The sequence below is a fragment of the Natronomonas pharaonis DSM 2160 genome (assembly GCF_000026045.1).
In the GTDB taxonomy this organism is placed as follows: Archaea; Halobacteriota; Halobacteria; order Halobacteriales; family Haloarculaceae; genus Natronomonas; species Natronomonas pharaonis.
The window spans coordinates 2,580,007-2,595,221 of record NC_007426.1 but is presented as its reverse complement, the minus strand read 5'-3'; the positions used below and the strand labels follow the sequence as shown (position 1 = coordinate 2,595,221).

The window sequence follows — 15,215 nt, the reverse complement described above, 5'->3', positions numbered from 1 at the left end:
TGCGGCGCTTCAGGCTCCGTAGCTGTCGTCCAGCCACGCGAAGGCCGCCTCTCGAAGTCGCTGCTCTGCCGCCTCGGAAAAGCGGTGTCCCTCGTCCGTGTACGTCTGCAACCGGACGTCCGTTTCCAGCGCGCCGACGGCATCGAGACAGCTTTCGAGCGGGACCGTCGCGTCGGCGCGGCCGTGAAACAGCGCGACGGGAACGTCGACCTGTGCGGCAGCCGCCTCGAAGTCGTAGGTCTCGAAGTCCTCGAAAAAGGCCGACGAGATGGCGTGGTCCGCATCGAGTTGGAGCCGCCCCTCCCGTTCGACGGCCTCCCGATAGGCGTCGAAGACCCGGTTGTAGGTGACCGGCGCGCGACCGACAAGCGCCCGCAGCCGCGGGGCATCGGCAGCGGCGTGGAAGGCGGTCTTCGCGCCAAAACTGGAGCCAAACAGCGCATACGACGGCGGGTCAAAGTGGTCGACGACGGCTTCGAGGTCCGCAATGCGCGTGCTCAGGCTCGTCTCAACGAAGGGGCGGTCCGAGTCGCCGCTGCCGCGGAAATCAAACCGGACGGCGTTGAAATCCGCCGCGACGGCTTGCTCGCACCGCTCTTCGTAGCTGCCGTGCTTGTCGCTTCGGAACCCATGGCAGAAAAACACCCAGCGGTCGCCGCCACAGGGGTGATAGACGGCGGCTAGCTCCTCGCCGGCTTCGAGCTCGATTGTGTGTTCAACTGGCATCCCCGGCTCAGCCGTCCGCTGACGAAAGCGCCGTCCGAAGCGACTCGGAAAGCTCCTCGAAGCGGTCTATCGACATCGAGTCGGTCGTCACCCAAACGCCGTGGTCGTTCAGCGTGACTCGGGTCAGGTAGCCGTTGTCGAATAGCCGAATCGTCGCTCGGTAGTCGCCGAGCTGGCTGTTCCGGTATTTCTCGTCCGCTTCGAAGCCGTTCCGCTCTAGCTCGGCGAAACCGAAGAGGTCGGCGGTGCGGTCCAAATCCGAGCGCAGGTACAGTTGTTCTACGTCCTCGTCGGTGAAGTAGGTGATACTGCGAAGCTCGTCACCGACGGCGGCCCGGCAGATGCTCTGTAACTCCTCGGCCAGTTGCTGATTGGGTTGGTCTTCGCTCACACGTCGCATGGACTCGTTCCCGTGATATAAATGTTGTATTTATTGTGTATCTCGCTCGGAAGCGAAAAACTGCCACGCGGACCCCTCCGGTGTTGTGTGCATGGCAGCTGCTGTCGAGAATAGTTACAACGACGGCGTTTCGGGGGCCTCCGGTAGCACAATACTGTCTACCCGGGCTGGCCAAGTTGCGGTAGCTCGCCGACCCCGTTATACAGGTAGCATAGCCCTCACTCGGTGGGAAGTGCCTCCACGAGCAGGTCCCGCATGTGTGGTTTCGTCTCCTCTTTGAGCAGGTTCAACGCCGGACAGTCAGCGAGCTGCTCGACGAGTTCGATGCCTGCGGTCGTGTTTGTCGTGATACCGGTGACAAGGTCCGGCGACCAGCCGAACGCCTCCTCGATGCCGACGACTGCGTAGGGGTCGGTCGCACAGAGAAGCGTAAACGCGACCTGGTCTTCAACGAGGTCGACGGCGGCCGCCCCGTTGTACGGCTCCAGCGGACTGGCTCCGACCTCGGCAACCACGACGTCGGCGTCCTGCATCCGTTCGAGAACGCCGCCGGCGGCTCTCCGGAACCTGTCTTCAGGGACAATCGTTGTCGGCAGCCCTCCGTCAACGAAGTCACAGGCCGGGTCGGCCCCCGCAACGCCCAGTGACTGGATGTCGTCGTAGGTCCCCGCTCCTGTCAGTTTGCAGGCCGCCACGTCGTATCCTTCCTCGACGAGCACTCGGGTGACTACCCGGCCGCTCATTGTCTTGCCGGACGACATGCTCGTCCCGAGCACGAGCACGACCGGCGTATCGAGCGCTGGCGAGGCAGCTGACAGCCCGTAGTCGTCCATCCGGGCGATGTCGCCGTCGATGACGACGTGGCCCTCGTACTCGATGTCAATCGGCGACGGAGCGAACGGCGACGCCGAGGTGACCCGGCCCAGTACGCCGCCGCCGGTCATGACGTGCATTGCTCCGCTGTCGTCGACATCGCGCCAGCTGCCGACGACCCCGCGGGTCGCTCGACGGGTGCCGAGCGCGCCGACGATCGTCTCGCCTTCCATTGTCTCGACGCGCCGACCGTGCGGGTTCTCGACGCGTACGTCGACATCGGGCCGCCGCGTGACGGTGGCAAGCACGTAGTCTCCTCTTCCCCACCGATTTCGTGGGCGTGGCTCGATCTCGTAGGCACGCCCTTCGAGGTCGGCGATTCGTGTCACTGCGGTGTGTATATTCGCTTTCATGCGTCCTCCAGCTCCTGTTCGTACTCGTCCGGTAGCGGCTCGTCGAGCAGGCAGGCAGCAAGCAGCGCGACCCGGTCGACGAGCGGGTCAAGCCGGACGTGTTCGAACTCTTGATGTGCACCGTCGCCGACCGCACCGAAGCCGTCAATCGTCGGCGCGTGCCGGCTGGCGTCATTGCCGTCGCTGGCGCCGCCGACGCGAGCGTCCTCAAGCGCAAGCCCGAGGCGGTCGCCGACCGTCCGGACTCGCTCCCAGAGCAGCCGGTTGCCCGGCGTCCGCTCCATCGGTGGCCGGCCGAAGCCGCCCTCGATGGTCAGTTCGGTCCCCGGCGTCTCGGCGTCGAGCGAGCGAATCGCTTTCTCGACTGTCTCGGCCGCCTCGTCGGTGGGTGCCCGTACGTCCACCTCGGCACGGGCCTCGGGTGCAACGACGTTCGAGCGCAACCCCGCCTCGACTTCGCCGACGTTGACGGTAACGCCCGAATCGAGGTCGGTGAGCGCGTGCAGCCGACGGATGACGGAGCTCAGCTCCTCGGTCGCGCTGGCCCCCGCTTCCGGTTCGAGGCCGGCATGCGCCGCCTGTCCCTCGATGGTGACGGTAAACCGACCGACCGCCTTCCGGGCGGTCTTGATTTTTCCTTCCGGGCCACTGGCGGGTTCGAGAACGAATATCCGGTTGGCTCGCTTCGCGAGGTCGATAATGTGCGGCTTCGACTCGGGGCTGCCGACTTCCTCGTCGCTCGAAACGAGCACGTAGACCGGCAGCTCCGGGTCGGCGTCGACCGCGTCCAGCGCCCGGAGCGCGAAGACGAGCTGTGTCAGCCCGCCCTTCATATCGAGCGAGCCGGGACCCTCCAGAACGTCCTCACGGATTTCCGGCGGATTCTCCTTGACGGTCCCGAGCGGCCAGACGGTGTCGGCGTGGCCGACGACGAGCTGAATCTCGTCGGCCTCGTCGCCGCCGGCCGACCAGGCTTCGAGCCGACCGCCTGTCTCGTCGCCTTGGATGCGCTGGGTTTCGAGACCGACCGCTTGCAGGTCGCCGCCGTAACGGTCGAAGAACTGGTCGAACGCCTCCGGCTCGTCGGACGGCGTCTCGATTTCAACTAACTCCAGCAGGTAGTCCGCAATCTCATCGCGGTGGGACTCGCTCCAATCCTGCAGGCGGTCTTCGAGTGCCGGCGGCTCCCCGGTCGGTGTCATCGCTCGAACCCCTCCGGGAACGGGAACGCTTGCGTCTCGCGTATCTCCGCGAACCGGTCGGGATAGAGGTACGCCAGCGCCGGAGCCTGCTCCAGCAGGACTTCCGGTTCCTCGTCGTGGGTCCGGTGAGCATCGGTGTGGACGTGCTTGGCGACGGCCTTGCCGGCGACGAGGCCGGCGTCACCGAACCCCGCAACGATTCGGTCGAGTTCGCATTCAAGGACCGCGTAGGCGTCGGCGACCGCCGGCGCGTTGACGCTTTCGCCGGTCGCTGTCTCGATGTCTTCGAGCGTCGGCTTGTCGCCCTCGCTGTCACGGGGGGCGGCGGCCAGACTGGCTTCCAGTACCTCGTCCGGCCGCGGATAGCTGACGGTGAACTCCCCCGTCCGCTCGACGTTCTCGTAGGTGCCGTGGGCGGGCTTGCAGACGAAACCGAAGTGGTCTCCCCACCCGAGCGGAAACGCCATATGCTTCGGAGCCAGGTTCTCCGACCCATCGGCCTCACGCGTGCCGATGACTACCAGCGGCGACACGGTGTATAGCGTCTCAAAGAACGGTTGGTCGGGCTGTAGCGTCACGAGGTCCCGGTCGTCAGTTAGTCCCATGGTTTGATGTGACATCACTCGCGTTCCCCTGTGACAAACACGTTACGGTCCGACGGGTGTTCGAACTGCCTACGCGTGGAGCCATGCCTTCGGCTCGTCCCGATTTCGGCGGCCTAGAACGCTCGTCTCGTTCTCGGAGACAGAAACAGACAATCTGCCACGAATCGGCTCGAAAGGAAGTCCGCCCTCCCCGCCCGCAGGTACTCACGGGTCGGAAAGCGCGGGTGTGGAACTTGCTCTGAATCATACGTCTGGAAGGTGAGAACGGCGTTGTTCGGCCTTCTGGCGCTCGGAACGACGGTCGTAGTGCTTGTCGAGAATCTCCTCGCTGGCATCCATCCGGTCGCTGACGACTTTCTCGTCCACCTCACGCAGTCGGTAGAAGGTGAGGCGACCGCTCCGAACGTCGTGCGGCGAGCGGGATGACGGGCATTTACTCATGCTGCCGTCGTCGGTCGCTTCGCACTCATCGGGGTCCCGGTCGTGTGGGCAGCCGTCGTTGTACCAGCAGGGGCGCGTCACTCGATAGAGCTCCTGCCGAATCGCTGACCGGCTCATCCGGCCGTACCGCGTGGAAATCAGCGGCCGACGGCCGTAGTCGTCTTCGGCCTCTGTTCGGCGGCTGGCGATGTAATCCTCGATGACATTCGCGACACCTTCGCTGATTGTGTTCCAGCGTTCGCTCTTTCGCTTGTTCTTCAGCGGCGTCCCCTCGTCAGGTCGGTGTACGAACTTGATACCCGGACCGGTGGCGTTCGGTCGGTCGCCCGCAAGGTCGAGGTCGTCAACGTCGAGCGCTCGGAGGGCACCGACACGGCACCCAGCGTGCCACAGCAACAGCACGATGACGTGGCGCTTCGAGGCGTACTCGAATTGCTGAAGATATTCGAGAATGGCCTGCGCCCTATCGGGGTCGAGCGTGCTGGCGCTGACATCAGCGCCCCCGCTTACCGAGGGGAGCGGAACGCGGTCGAAGAACTCTGGCGGGACCGCTTCGACTTCACCGCAGAACCGGAGGAACGCGCGAAGCGTCGCCAAATCGCCCCGGAGCGTTGCCCCCGCGAGTTCGGTATCGCTGTAGCCGCCCTCCCGTCGCCAGACGCGATAGGCGTATAGGTCCCGACCGTCCAGTTCGTTGAGGTTGGTAATATCCTCTTCGTCGCACCACGCCAAGAACGCCTGTAGCCGGTAATACTGCCCCTCAATCGTGTTCTCGGTACAGTCGTCCTGCCGGGCCTCGATATACATCTCGACAGCCTCCGCAGGGGCAATCGGTTCGAGGTCGTCGCTCATCGACCGACTCCCCATTCGGCGCGGCGGCGACAGCCATCTGAACAGTAATTGTCGTGCTCTCCGTCGAAGATGGGGGATTTGAAACGGCGGCCACAGCACTGACAGACGACCGAGATTCGCCCGTCGCAGCGGTGGACAGGCTGACCGGGTGGCATTAGGCGTCGACCTCCGCCAGTCGCTCGATGACGACCTCGCTGGCCGCGTCGTCACAGCGGAGCTGGTCGGCAAGGTTCTCGACGACGGCCCACTCGCTGGTCCACTCCGAGCGGAGCGTCAGGTCACCGAAAGACAGTTGCAGCCGCCAGCGCGGGGTCGCTCTCGAAGCGCAGTCGGCACACACCGGGCCGTCGCGAAGCGCCCCGTAGCCGTCTGCCGGCGCACCACACACGCAGCGGTCGTCGGTATCGTTATCAGCCGCCGATTCATCTAGCCGGTCGGACCCGCAAGGGTCCGTTGTAGTTCCAGTTGACATGGTCGGTCTCTGGAACCGACTTTCGGGCCGTGTTCCAGCACGGCCCGGTCTTCTACACCGCCAACAGAATCATCATCAGCCGAGTCGCCGGTTCGCATTGACACCGATGACGCGCTATCACATATAAGTTATGCTGCCGAGCATAGGGCGAATTACTGACTATTACTAATTAGATGCCCCATATGTTGATTAATGAGACAGCCCGGAACATGGATGACTATCTGGGATGACAGAATCTTAGAGCATATTCGTGCGGAAGACGGCGGGCGAGTCGGTGAGCTGGCCGACAAGGAAAATATCCGAGTGACTAACACACACGTATCCCGGCGATGCAAGAAGCTCGCCGAGCACGGCCTTCTACGCGACCTCGGCAACGGTGTCTATGTCATCACCGAAGAGGGAGAGGCATACTTGGATGGCGAGTACGACGCGGAGAATCACGTCTACCTGAACGACAACGAGACGGAAAGCGGGCCAACTGCAGGCGAAGAGCCAGGTGAGATATGAGCGACAGACAGCATCGACATCCTGCTGAATGGATGTGTATGCTGGATGAGCGGATTCTCGAACATCTTGAACGGGAAGGCTGGTCGACAGCGAGCCTCATTGAACAGGCAACGACGATGAACGCCTCAGAATCCCGTACCCGTGAGCGGCTCCGGATGCTGACTGACTGCGGGCTGGTCGCCCCGATCTTCGAGGGGTCACGAATGTACGAACTTACCAGCGAGGGACAGCGCTACCTCCGTGGCGAGCTTGACGCGAAGAAGCATATCGAGCAGCCGAACCCCCACGCCGTTTAATCCAGCTCTGGATACTGTCGTAGGGTGTCGATTGCGTCGCCGTAGATACGAAGCGGCCAACTGTCGCCGCGGATGTCGTCGGGATTACCAACGACCGACTGTAGCAGCTCCTTCAGCGCCCGACGGAAGCCCTCACTTCGCTCCGCCATGATCTGCACGAACCGGTCCGGTCGGTCGTCGCGAATGATACCCCGTTGCTGGGTGTGGACGCGAGCGAAGTCTAGCCGAATCTGGTCAGGGGCGCTTTCCAAGAACGCCGGAAACGGTACTGCGTGGTTCTTGTCGCCACGGTGGCCGAGCCACGTATAGAGCACCCGGCCGAGCACCGAGGCTGATTCTGCCGGCCGCCACTCCGCCGGCCGGTCGTCCTCTGCCTCACGAGCCTGCTCGATGACGACGTTGGCACGGTCGGCGTGGTGGCGTAGTGCGTCAGCTTCGTCGTCGCCGTCAGTTACCCACGTCGGCGTCCAATGCTCGTTGATACTACCGCTTGCGAGCGTCCACGCTGCCAGCATCGCCATCGGGCGGGCTGTCTCGTCACTCCAACTGTCGAGTATCCAGCCGTTCGTGAGGGCAGTCTGGAGCCCCCGGTAACAGTCCGGCATGCCGTCGCTGTCGACCCACGACCGGATGCGGCCCCGTGGGAGGTCAGTTGCTGTGCTGACTGCTTGCGACCCTTGCTGAGGATGGGCGGCGGTGTATCGTTGGACGTGTTCGTAGTCTTCGACAGCGTCCCACGGGTCCTCGTAGCTCGGGTTGTCGTATGTATCGACGAGCTTTCGTTTGGCGGTGGTGGCGTCTACTGGGCTGGGAAGCATGTGAAACGAAAGCCAGCAAATGGCTTCAGTTACCTTCTTAGTCGTCTACTTCGAACGTGAACAGGGTAGCGGTTCGGTCGCCACCGGGTGCCTGCCATGTGACGCGGATTTCGTCTTCATCGTCGAGTTCCTCGTCAAACTGATCGCCGTCTACATCATACGTACCGACAATCTGAACACGATCTCCAGCGCTAATTCGGTCTCCGCCAGTCCATATAGTCGGTCCATCATCGCTTGTGTCGGCTTCGTCAACATCGCTGTCGGGCTCTACGCTGGCAGCAGTCTGTCCGTCGACAGTAATCTCTATTTCATTCGGATTGATTGCGTCTCCACTTTCATGCGTTATTCGCACAGCCTCTTCGTCATCGAGGTCTCCCTCATCAAGAGTGATTTGTTCACCGCTAATCTGCGCGTTGGGTGCGGTTTCCTGAACTTGGTCACCCAGTCCGAGGACAAAGGTCCCGATGACGGCCGCAAGAATGACGGTAATCGCGACCATGAGAATTACCCCTATAACTGGCGATACAGCCCGTCTATCGTCGGTTTCCGTGTTGAGTAGGTCACTCAGATTCATAGTTTGGTTTTTGAATGCAGCCGCATTCGGTGTAGTCCGTCCCCACCTGCGGGGTGACTTTTTGCTCCGACTGCGTAGCACTACATACGTTGGTAAGGATATATAAACTCTCGGCCTTATCTCATGGCTTGACCTGACCGAAAACGGGTTTCAGACCACGTCGACGGTCCGAACTGTCCACTCGCCGTCGTCAACCTGCTCGATGACAACGTGTTGGTCGTCTTCGATCTGGCCGTCGTCGCCGAGTAGTCCGTTCTCGCGGAGGTCGTCTTTCGGGAGCGTCACACCTGCTGAATCGTCGTCGAGCTGCCGGAGCTTCCGAATCGGCATACCTGCTCGTACCGTCTAGATTAGGATAAGCGTACCGCCGGTCCCTAGGGACCGTGCGGATTCCCGACCATCTAGGATGGGGGCGGGCTTTCTCCGATGGGTTACCAACCAATGACCAGAGCAACCCCGACGGAGATGGCCCTGACGGCCGTCTTGGCGATTTCAGCCCTCAGTTGGACTGTTTTCGGACTGTTCGGATTCAACATCCTCGATGCGATGGGTCCCGAGATGACCGGCGGCGTCGCGATGCTCATCGGCGGTATCGCGATTTACGACGCCGCAGACACCTTCGGAATCATCGACAACTGCTGACAATGACACGAACAACCCTCATTCTGACCCTGACAGTCGTGCTGGCAACCACGTTCGCCGGAGCGGTCGCTGCCCCGGCACTCGCAGAGGAAACGGACGACGGCACTGACGATTACGTCGAACTCACATTCGATGAGGTGGACGACGAAATCGTCGCCTCGGCGGTCGACACCAACACCGACCACGATGTTACCAACGTCGACGACGAGCTACCCGACATCGACCTGTCCGGCCTTGAGATCGGGACCACAGTCACGTTCGAGTGGGACGCTGTCGACGCTGACGAGCTGCAAATCGAAGACGAAGACGGCGACGTGCTCGAAACCGACGACGGCGACGAGCTGACCGACGACACCGGAACGCTAGAAGCCGACTGGAACGACAGCCTCGACGACGACGCCGACGCCTACCACTTCGACAACGCCGCCCTCTACGACGACGACGAAGACGCGGTCGGCACTATCGGTGGGAGCTTCTTCGGCGGCGGCGGAGTCGGCGACATCGGCGACGACATCGACAACACCAGCCTCGGTATCGGCGCGGTCGGCGCGCTCGTGCTCGTGGTGGGCGGTATCGCGCTCGCCGGGAGGGCCAACTAATGCAGCTCCTTGACCGGCATCTCCGGGCCGAGGAGGTGGCGCTGTATCTCGCCGGAGCCGCGACGGCGCTTGCAGGGGCCGCGCTCGCCTCAGGGGTGACGCTATGAGCAGCGACGTTGGTAAGTCCGGCAGCACCGACGACGGGGAGCCTGAGACATACCACACGGCGGGGGCCAATATCGGACAGTCTCGACTCTCTCGACGTGGATTTGTGCGAGCGGCCACCGCTGCTACTGCGGCAACTGCCGTCGGTGCAGGTGGCCTCGCCAGCCAGACGGCCGAAGCCGAGGCGCTAATCCCGGCAATACCTGTCGGGGCTGCCGGCGCTGCGAAGGCTGCCGGAGCTATTGGCGGAAGTGCTGCCGTTGGTTGGGCGCTGCGCGAATTTGAAGTGTTAGGTTCCGATACACCGCCTGAAGGACTTACTCAGGACGCACTCAAGCAAGAGGCCTATCAGACACTTAGAACCCGTTACTCGACAAACCAGAGTACGTTTATCGACAATGAGAACATCCTCGAAGGCATCGAGCATACCGCATACACCGAGGGTAAACTGGATGCCATTAAGGAGCTAAACGAGCAGTCTCCACAAGATGATGTGTATAGTGCTGCTGAATCAACTGTCAATGAACAAGAAGCCACCGTGCTTAAGAACCTGCTTGAAAGTTGGAACGAGACAGTCGTTGAAGTAGGGTCTGTTGGTGACGCTATTAACGAACATTCCGACCTACCAGAGGACGAGGTTTTTGATGATTATAGTACAGTGTCCTACGAGACTGATAAATTCGACTACGAGCTTCCTACTGGCGAAGTGTTCGGTCTGAACGGTCTGTTTGTGCGTGATTGGCGCGGCGGCGGTGCCGGTGAAGGGTACTACAGCATCTTCGAGAAGGAACAGACTGGTGATTACACACCTTCTGATAATGCTCCGGTTGATATGTCCGGTGAAGACTATGAAGACTATGAAGACTTCATTTTGCTGGACGATAGTGAGTGGAGAAACCTTGTTACTGACATTGAAGACACTTTTGACGAGGTACGCAGCGGCCTTGCGATGTGGGTTGATGAAGTGTATGGTGAAGTGCAGTCGGGCGAGCTTGACGTTGAAGACCTTGTGACGCCCCGCGAGCGCGCTGAGATGATGGCCGAAGATGAGGATTTCCCGCAGGCTGTCGCTGACCTTATTGCGCTTAATATGCCGGTTGATGTAGAGCGAGAAGCAACGATACATATTCCCGAATATGACGCGACGCTTCGCGGTTCATTCGCCACAACGTCCGAGGACCTAACTCTCGAAGTTGGGGAAATCTACGACCCCGACGACCTCGATGACGACCTTTACTTTACCTATGACATATCGCAAGGCGAAGGTATCTGGTCGGATTATGACGAATCTGTTGATGGCGGTGTAGCAACGTTTACCGACAAACCGTTTCCCGATACGCTTTATCGCATTGAAACAGGACACGGGGAGACTGTCGAAGTTACTAGAAGCGACTTTAACGAGTCAGATGGTTACTGGGAAATTGACCTGTCCGACCAGCTTGAGACAGCGATAACGGAAATAGAGTCTGTCAGCTACTATGCCGATACTGACGAAACAAGATACGAAACAGTGCAGATTAAAGAGCCGTTCGAAGTGGAGAAATTCGAAGATTCTGACGGTGAGGAATATGATTCCGCTGAGTTCGAACGCTTCACCGAGCCACAAGAAGATGACAACTACATTACGCAAGAAGAATGGAATGAGATGGAGCAACGGAATGATGAACTAATTGAGAAATACGAAGAAGCACATAACGACGGTCTTGGGATAGGCGGCGGTATCGACCTCGGCGGCATCGGCGGCTGGTTCTCCGGTATCGGCCAGTCGGCCGCCGCAGCCGGCGCTGGCGTGCTGGCCCTGATATTCGCCGGTATCGCGCTGGGGGGCGAGTGACAATGCTCCGGCTGCTCGGCACGGTCGCCGCGGTCGGCCTGTCGGCGTGGGCTCTTGAGACGGCTGGCTACATCGACGTGCTGCCGGTCTGACGACGACGTTACCAACGATGAAGCGAATAACCACCGTACTCCTTGTTTTTGTCGCTGTCGTCGGCTGTCTCACGGCGCCCGCCGCTGCCCAAGCCGAGACACCAACGCCGACACCGGACGGCGACGAGGCACAGACAATTGAACATCAGCTGGGTAACAGCGACGTGCTGGAAGTCGACTGGACCGACCGCACGGCCCATATCACCATCGAGGCAGACAGTCGCGCTCGGGTGGCTATCACCGACGCCGGAGCCATCGACAACCTTGGGTCGGGAGGTAGCGAGCGTATCGGCTTCGAGACATACACAATCCCGCCCGGCGAAACGCGCGAAATCCAGTTTACCACCGCGAGCGACCCGGTAATCACCATCCAAGAGGGCGGCGAAATGGTCGCTGCATCCGGCGACCGGCAGGTCCTCGATATTATCACCGGCGCGCCGACGGTCGCCCTGGTGCAGTGGGCGGCTGTCTCCGGAATCTCCGGAACGCTGCTGTCGACCGGGCTCTCCGTTGGCCTGCTGAAACGCCGCCACCAGAACAGCTACCGGGAGCTTACCAACGACGAACGGCATCGCATCGAACGCGACCCCGTCGACGGCGTCGTCGGTCGAGCAAAGCGGTTCCTCGCGGACCACTACGTCGCTATCGCGCTGGCAGTTGTCTCTGGCGTCTACGCGCTGTTGATGGCCTTCGGCGTCGTGCGTGGCCCGCTGGCGTTCTGGGGCGACCTCGCCGACGCCCACCGGGTTATCATCGCCGGCACGGCTGCCACGACGGTCGTGGCGCTGCCGCCGGCCTTCGCACTGGTGAGCCGTGTGTGGTCGCCCGATGTCGAGTTCGTGCTGGATATCGACGTGGACGATATCATCCAGTCGGCGCGTGGCGTCGAGCCTGAAGACGGCGGCTTCGCCATCTATTCCGGGCCGCCCGAGAGAATCCGGCAGATGGACCTGCGGAACGCCGACACCGACGCCGGCAAGTCGAAGGCGGAGACGCCCGGCGGCCGCGCTGTCGTCGTCCGGAACATGGACCCGACGGACAACGAGGCAGATGGAACGTGGCCCGGCCTCGCGGATGACCGAGAGCTGGTAGCCGACCAAGCGAAGATTCGAGACAACCGCAACCGGCTGCTTGACTCCGCCGAGCTGGGGAAGAACCTGCTCCGTGAGATTAGCGGCATCAGCATCGCCAGCGATATTGCATCAACCCGCGCTGTCGACAAGGCCGTCCGTAGTGCCCTGTCGACCGACTCCGGTGCCATTGACGACATCCTCGATGAGGCGGCGGAAGGGACCCGCTGGGAGGATTACTACACGCCCGGTGAGGCGGCCGAAGACGACGAGAATGCCGACCACGCGAACGAATCGCCCGACGAGCGAGCCGACATTACCAACGATGACGATACGACGGAGGACTCAACATGACTGATGCTTCTTGGAGTGCCGCAGAATTAGCTGACCAGATTCGAGACGGCGACGTTGACGCCCACATCGACGCAGTGCTGGCTGACGACCAAGATGTGGGCGACGTGATGCTGACGATGGAACACGCCGGCGTTGACGACGGTCCGCTGGCGGAGATGCTGTCCCGAAAGGGGCAGACCGATATGCTCCGTCAAGCCCGCCAGAGCGGCGACGTGGCGAGCATGAACGCTGCCACGGGGCTGTCGGAGTCGCGGACGGACGCGACCGGCTACCAGCGGCTTATCGACGCCTGTCGCCCGGCCGCCCAGCAAATCCTCATCAAGGGACCGAAAGGTTCGGGGAAGACCGCGAAGGCGCTGGAAATCGTTCGCCGGCTATGGCAGGACGACATCATCGACAAGGTGCTGACGAACATCGGTCGAGACGATCCCGACGACCCCGCACCCGAAGACCACGACGCTGTCGAGTTTGCCGAAGACATCAGCCGGTATCTGGAGTTCGCTAAAGAGCCGGGTGAGAAGGTCGCTATCTTCGACGAGTTCAGTACCTCGGGTAACGCCTACACCGGCCAATCAGACGTTGAGGCGGTGATGAGCCGAACCATCAACGCCTTCCGGAAGTCGGAGGGCGGCAGCCTGCGGACTATCTTCATCGGCCACGAGAACGACAACGACATTCACCCGCTGGTAAAGAAGCAGTCCGACGTAGTGATTCAGGCTGACGGAAAGGTCGATGAGGGGCTCATCGACTGCATAACGGTCTATCGCGGCTGGAACGCCTACATGACCGATGAGGTTTGGTTTCGCGTTCGTGGGCTCCGGGACATCCCCGAGTGGTCGGACTGGAACTACTCGACAAACTACTTCGCCCATCTGGAATGGGACCTCGACGAGCCGGAAAAGCAAATCAATCGCGGCCAGCTCATCGACAACTGGGAAGCCTACCAGGAGCCCGATGAGGACCCTATCGGTGACGGCAGCAGCGACGAGGCAACGAAATACGTCGACTGTCGTGGGACGAAGACCGACGGCTCCGACTGCGGGGCGACGGTCACCCACGAGAGCGGTTACTGCCACGCCCACCGGTCGCAGTGGGACGGCGAGCCCGACCCCCGGCTGGAGGGAGATACATGACTGACGAACTCACGCAACTTGCCAACGACGAGCGAGCCGCGGAACTGGAACGGCGGATTGACGACCTCGAAAGCCGGCTGGAGTGGCTGGAAGCCACCGACCCGGACGACCTCGATGCTCCCGACGACGCTGACGAATCTGTCCTGCGGGGGAAAATCAAGATGCGGAGGCGGCTGGCCCGAGAGCAGCTGAAAAGGTGCCGCGAGATGTACAACGAACTTACCAACGACGAGGGGGCAGACGACGAATGAGTACGATAGTCACGAAGAAAGTCGACGGATACGGACCGTACGCCTACCGTGTGACCTACACGGGCGACGGCCACCACTGGGAGTATCTGGGGCCGGCCGGGAAGGTCGACCCAGCCGAGTTGACGGACAAAGAGACGGCGGAGCTGCGTGCGGAGGGCTTCGCGCTTGCGCGGTACCGCGAGACGACGACGGCCGAGTTCGGCGACCTTGAGACAGCCAACGCCGTCCGAGACGAGCTGCCGGACGGCGTGCTGGCCCCGACGGACGACCGACGAGACACCACTATCGAAGTGTTGGGTGACGAATTGGACGCCGATGAGCGAGCCTATCTCGAAGGCGCGGCGGCGGACTCGAAGCGCCGCGAGACGTACCAGCACGGGCAAGCCGAGTTGACCGACGCAGAACGGCGGGACGTGGACCCGGACAACCTAATGCACGCTCGCAGCGCGAAGGCCATCCTGCAGGGTGAGGGCGTCGACGACTGGCGAGCATACTACGACCCGGAGCTTACGCCGAGCGAGCACGTCGACGTGGCCGAGCGGGCCCGGAGAGACGAGTCGGGAGCCCGGGCCGACAGAGAGGGCGCACGGGAGACGAGGCGGGCTGCAGACCAATTCAGAGCCGCCCAGGGGGCGATGGCCGACCACGCCCGCGAGGCCTGCCGGGAAGGGCATGAGGAAGCCTGTGCGGAACTTCGAGAGATGGGCATCGAGCCGCCCGAGCCGGCCGGCGTCTGATTTTCTTACCAACGATTTTGCTTCGCGCTCGCGCGCATAGCCCCGGTGTTACCCCCTCCCCCTGAGGTACCTGTAGCGGGTGTTTCGGTGTGACCGCACGCGGTTGCACATCGAGATGCGGCGGGTCCGCAATATGAACACGAACAGGGCTGTGGTCGTGTTCATATTCAGGTGGGTCCGTTGGTGCTGACGGCGACTGACAGCTGTGCCTCACCGCGAATGACACGTTGTTTATATACGCTGACCGCTTGGACGACCGCAGAACTCTAGGAATAGCGG

General features: G+C 61.8%; 19 protein-coding genes. 9 read left to right on the top strand and 10 right to left on the bottom strand.

Annotated elements, in window-relative coordinates; genetic code table 11:
* Positions 1 to 9: 9 nt before the first annotated feature.
* The 7 genes from NP_RS13225 to NP_RS14850 form a co-directional block, all read right to left on the bottom strand.
* On the bottom strand, positions 10 to 726 hold the full coding sequence (locus tag NP_RS13225) for an alpha/beta hydrolase family protein (RefSeq protein WP_011324388.1): 717 nt from the start codon (positions 724 to 726) through the stop codon (positions 10 to 12).
* 7 nt (positions 727 to 733) lie between these two features.
* The gene (locus NP_RS13220; protein ID WP_011324387.1) at positions 734 to 1,126 is read right to left on the bottom strand and encodes a DUF7522 family protein; all 393 of its coding nucleotides are present in this window, start codon (positions 1,124 to 1,126) and stop codon (positions 734 to 736) included.
* 218 nt (positions 1,127 to 1,344) lie between these two features.
* Positions 1,345 to 2,352: a hypothetical protein gene (locus tag NP_RS13215; protein WP_011324386.1), complete on the bottom strand. Its 1,008-nt coding sequence runs from the start codon at positions 2,350 to 2,352 to the stop codon at positions 1,345 to 1,347.
* Positions 2,349 to 3,554, bottom strand: a complete 1,206-nt coding sequence (locus NP_RS13210; protein WP_011324385.1) for a M20 family metallopeptidase — start codon at positions 3,552 to 3,554, stop codon at positions 2,349 to 2,351. Before NP_RS13210 ends, NP_RS13215 begins: the two co-directional genes overlap by 4 nt.
* Positions 3,551 to 4,174: a flavin reductase gene (locus NP_RS13205; protein ID WP_011324384.1), complete on the bottom strand. Its 624-nt coding sequence runs from the start codon at positions 4,172 to 4,174 to the stop codon at positions 3,551 to 3,553. The genes NP_RS13210 and NP_RS13205 overlap by 4 nt, the downstream gene beginning before the upstream one ends.
* Before the next feature lie 228 nt (positions 4,175 to 4,402).
* The gene (locus NP_RS13200) at positions 4,403 to 5,452 is read right to left on the bottom strand and encodes a tyrosine-type recombinase/integrase (protein ID WP_011324383.1); all 1,050 of its coding nucleotides are present in this window, start codon (positions 5,450 to 5,452) and stop codon (positions 4,403 to 4,405) included.
* Positions 5,453 to 5,606: 154 nt separating this feature from the next.
* Entirely contained in the window at positions 5,607 to 5,924 is a 318-nt protein-coding gene (locus NP_RS14850; RefSeq protein WP_011324382.1) for a hypothetical protein, read from the bottom strand.
* A gap of 192 nt (positions 5,925 to 6,116) precedes the next feature.
* Between NP_RS14850 and NP_RS15180 the strand changes: the two genes are divergently transcribed.
* On the top strand, positions 6,117 to 6,431 hold the full coding sequence (locus tag NP_RS15180; RefSeq protein ID WP_011324381.1) for a helix-turn-helix domain-containing protein: 315 nt from the start codon (positions 6,117 to 6,119) through the stop codon (positions 6,429 to 6,431).
* Positions 6,428 to 6,727 (top strand): hypothetical protein, encoded by a 300-nt coding sequence (locus tag NP_RS13185; protein ID WP_011324380.1) that lies wholly within the window; start codon positions 6,428 to 6,430, stop codon positions 6,725 to 6,727. The genes NP_RS15180 and NP_RS13185 overlap by 4 nt, the downstream gene beginning before the upstream one ends.
* Here the strand turns inward: NP_RS13185 and NP_RS13180 are convergent.
* The 3 genes from NP_RS13180 to NP_RS13170 all read right to left on the bottom strand — a co-directional run bounded on the left by NP_RS13180 (position 6,724) and on the right by NP_RS13170 (position 8,449).
* The gene (locus NP_RS13180) at positions 6,724 to 7,545 is read right to left on the bottom strand and encodes a hypothetical protein (RefSeq protein WP_011324379.1); all 822 of its coding nucleotides are present in this window, start codon (positions 7,543 to 7,545) and stop codon (positions 6,724 to 6,726) included. The genes NP_RS13185 and NP_RS13180 overlap by 4 nt on opposite strands.
* A gap of 37 nt (positions 7,546 to 7,582) precedes the next feature.
* A complete protein-coding gene (locus NP_RS13175) occupies positions 7,583 to 8,119 on the bottom strand; it encodes a type IV pilin (protein WP_011324378.1) in 537 nt (178 codons plus the stop codon).
* 150 nt (positions 8,120 to 8,269) lie between these two features.
* Positions 8,270 to 8,449: a hypothetical protein gene (locus NP_RS13170; protein ID WP_011324377.1), complete on the bottom strand. Its 180-nt coding sequence runs from the start codon at positions 8,447 to 8,449 to the stop codon at positions 8,270 to 8,272.
* Between the two features lie 111 nt (positions 8,450 to 8,560).
* Between NP_RS13170 and NP_RS13165 the strand changes: the two genes are divergently transcribed.
* From NP_RS13165 to NP_RS13135, 7 genes are all read left to right on the top strand, one after another.
* A complete protein-coding gene (locus tag NP_RS13165) occupies positions 8,561 to 8,761 on the top strand; it encodes a hypothetical protein (RefSeq protein WP_011324376.1) in 201 nt (66 codons plus the stop codon).
* Between the two features lie 2 nt (positions 8,762 to 8,763).
* Positions 8,764 to 9,360: a hypothetical protein gene (locus tag NP_RS13160; RefSeq protein WP_011324375.1), complete on the top strand. Its 597-nt coding sequence runs from the start codon at positions 8,764 to 8,766 to the stop codon at positions 9,358 to 9,360.
* A gap of 103 nt (positions 9,361 to 9,463) precedes the next feature.
* Positions 9,464 to 11,299, top strand: a complete 1,836-nt coding sequence (locus NP_RS13155; RefSeq protein ID WP_011324373.1) for a hypothetical protein — start codon at positions 9,464 to 9,466, stop codon at positions 11,297 to 11,299.
* A gap of 109 nt (positions 11,300 to 11,408) precedes the next feature.
* Positions 11,409 to 12,815: a hypothetical protein gene (locus tag NP_RS13150; protein WP_011324372.1), complete on the top strand. Its 1,407-nt coding sequence runs from the start codon at positions 11,409 to 11,411 to the stop codon at positions 12,813 to 12,815.
* The gene (locus NP_RS13145; protein ID WP_011324371.1) at positions 12,812 to 13,948 is read left to right on the top strand and encodes an ATP-binding protein; all 1,137 of its coding nucleotides are present in this window, start codon (positions 12,812 to 12,814) and stop codon (positions 13,946 to 13,948) included. Before NP_RS13150 ends, NP_RS13145 begins: the two co-directional genes overlap by 4 nt.
* On the top strand, positions 13,945 to 14,199 hold the full coding sequence (locus tag NP_RS13140; RefSeq protein WP_011324370.1) for a hypothetical protein: 255 nt from the start codon (positions 13,945 to 13,947) through the stop codon (positions 14,197 to 14,199). Before NP_RS13145 ends, NP_RS13140 begins: the two co-directional genes overlap by 4 nt.
* The gene (locus NP_RS13135; RefSeq protein WP_011324369.1) at positions 14,196 to 14,936 is read left to right on the top strand and encodes a hypothetical protein; all 741 of its coding nucleotides are present in this window, start codon (positions 14,196 to 14,198) and stop codon (positions 14,934 to 14,936) included. Before NP_RS13140 ends, NP_RS13135 begins: the two co-directional genes overlap by 4 nt.
* Positions 14,937 to 15,215 lie beyond the last annotated feature (279 nt).

What these genes read in the sequence shown, in the direction of transcription:
- NP_RS13215 (WP_011324386.1), bottom strand. Translation starts at nt 2,352, where the DNA reads ATGAAAGCGAATATACACACCGCAGTGACACGAATCGCCGACCTCGAA.
- NP_RS13200 (WP_011324383.1), bottom strand. Translation starts at nt 5,452, where the DNA reads ATGAGCGACGACCTCGAACCGATTGCCCCTGCGGAGGCTGTCGAGATG.
- NP_RS13205 (WP_011324384.1), bottom strand. Translation starts at nt 4,174, where the DNA reads ATGTCACATCAAACCATGGGACTAACTGACGACCGGGACCTCGTGACG.
- NP_RS14850 (WP_011324382.1), bottom strand. Translation starts at nt 5,924, where the DNA reads ATGTCAACTGGAACTACAACGGACCCTTGCGGGTCCGACCGGCTAGAT.
- NP_RS13135 (WP_011324369.1), top strand. Translation starts at nt 14,196, where the DNA reads ATGAGTACGATAGTCACGAAGAAAGTCGACGGATACGGACCGTACGCC.
- NP_RS13140 (WP_011324370.1), top strand. Translation starts at nt 13,945, where the DNA reads ATGACTGACGAACTCACGCAACTTGCCAACGACGAGCGAGCCGCGGAA.
- NP_RS13210 (WP_011324385.1), bottom strand. Translation starts at nt 3,554, where the DNA reads ATGACACCGACCGGGGAGCCGCCGGCACTCGAAGACCGCCTGCAGGAT.
- NP_RS15180 (WP_011324381.1), top strand. Translation starts at nt 6,117, where the DNA reads ATGAGACAGCCCGGAACATGGATGACTATCTGGGATGACAGAATCTTA.
- NP_RS13150 (WP_011324372.1), top strand. Translation starts at nt 11,409, where the DNA reads ATGAAGCGAATAACCACCGTACTCCTTGTTTTTGTCGCTGTCGTCGGC.
- NP_RS13165 (WP_011324376.1), top strand. Translation starts at nt 8,561, where the DNA reads ATGACCAGAGCAACCCCGACGGAGATGGCCCTGACGGCCGTCTTGGCG.
- NP_RS13185 (WP_011324380.1), top strand. Translation starts at nt 6,428, where the DNA reads ATGAGCGACAGACAGCATCGACATCCTGCTGAATGGATGTGTATGCTG.
- NP_RS13225 (WP_011324388.1), bottom strand. Translation starts at nt 726, where the DNA reads ATGCCAGTTGAACACACAATCGAGCTCGAAGCCGGCGAGGAGCTAGCC.
- NP_RS13145 (WP_011324371.1), top strand. Translation starts at nt 12,812, where the DNA reads ATGACTGATGCTTCTTGGAGTGCCGCAGAATTAGCTGACCAGATTCGA.
- NP_RS13170 (WP_011324377.1), bottom strand. Translation starts at nt 8,449, where the DNA reads ATGCCGATTCGGAAGCTCCGGCAGCTCGACGACGATTCAGCAGGTGTG.
- NP_RS13155 (WP_011324373.1), top strand. Translation starts at nt 9,464, where the DNA reads ATGAGCAGCGACGTTGGTAAGTCCGGCAGCACCGACGACGGGGAGCCT.
- NP_RS13220 (WP_011324387.1), bottom strand. Translation starts at nt 1,126, where the DNA reads ATGCGACGTGTGAGCGAAGACCAACCCAATCAGCAACTGGCCGAGGAG.
- NP_RS13180 (WP_011324379.1), bottom strand. Translation starts at nt 7,545, where the DNA reads ATGCTTCCCAGCCCAGTAGACGCCACCACCGCCAAACGAAAGCTCGTC.
- NP_RS13175 (WP_011324378.1), bottom strand. Translation starts at nt 8,119, where the DNA reads ATGAATCTGAGTGACCTACTCAACACGGAAACCGACGATAGACGGGCT.
- NP_RS13160 (WP_011324375.1), top strand. Translation starts at nt 8,764, where the DNA reads ATGACACGAACAACCCTCATTCTGACCCTGACAGTCGTGCTGGCAACC.